Source organism: Asaia sp. SF2.1, from assembly GCF_000505765.1.
Classification (GTDB): domain Bacteria; phylum Pseudomonadota; class Alphaproteobacteria; order Acetobacterales; family Acetobacteraceae; genus Asaia; species Asaia bogorensis.
The window spans coordinates 245,420-246,054 of record NZ_AYXS01000012.1; the positions used below are offsets into that span (position 1 = coordinate 245,420).

The 635-nt window shown below is 60.8% G+C and carries 2 protein-coding genes; both read right to left on the reverse strand.

Going from position 1 to position 635, the window contains the following annotated elements:
- Positions 1-299: ribonuclease III domain-containing protein (locus P792_RS38720; RefSeq protein ID WP_023978533.1), on the reverse strand; the 299-nt coding region annotated here is incomplete at its 3' end.
- Between the two features lie 9 nt (positions 300-308).
- On the reverse strand, positions 309-635 hold a 327-nt coding region (gene lepB, locus P792_RS38725; RefSeq protein WP_035439698.1), incomplete at its 5' end, for a signal peptidase I.

Here is a 635-nt window from a genome sequence, read left to right on the forward strand (position 1 = left end):
AGAGCATTGCGCGAGACCAGTGAGGCATGGCGCGGCCCCAACGCCCCTTCGGGCTCATCGGGGAACTGCTCAAGCAGCCATTCAGCCATCAGCAGACCGAGCACACGATCACCAATAAATTCCAGCCGCTCGTTCGAGGCTGCGCTCGCAACCCGTGCGGCCTGACGTGGCGCGCGCCGTCCCTGACGGGCGGAGACGGCAGAACGGTGGGTGAGCGCCTGTCGCAGAAGCCCCTGATCAGCAAACTGGTGGCCAAGGGCCTTCTGGAGCGTCTCCGCTATGGCGTCATGAGTCGTCATGAGCCACCCTCAATGCATGGTCGCAAAAAGATGGCTCCAGCGGATCTCGAAGGGCCATTGCCAGAACTGCCAGAGAGGATGAACGGCCTCGTACGAGAAGAACACGAAGCGTGCCTTGCCCACCAGATTGACCATCGGCACATAGCCGAGATCTACACCATTATCGCGCTGGAAACGGCTATCCCCGCTGTTGTCGCGGTTATCGCCCATCGCGAAAAAGTAACCCTCGGGCACGACATATTCGCGCGTGTCGTTCTGTTCACCCTCATCCGTCTGCTTCAGAATCTGATGCGTGACGGGCGCGGCACCCGCACTCCCGGGCAAGGTTTCGAGATA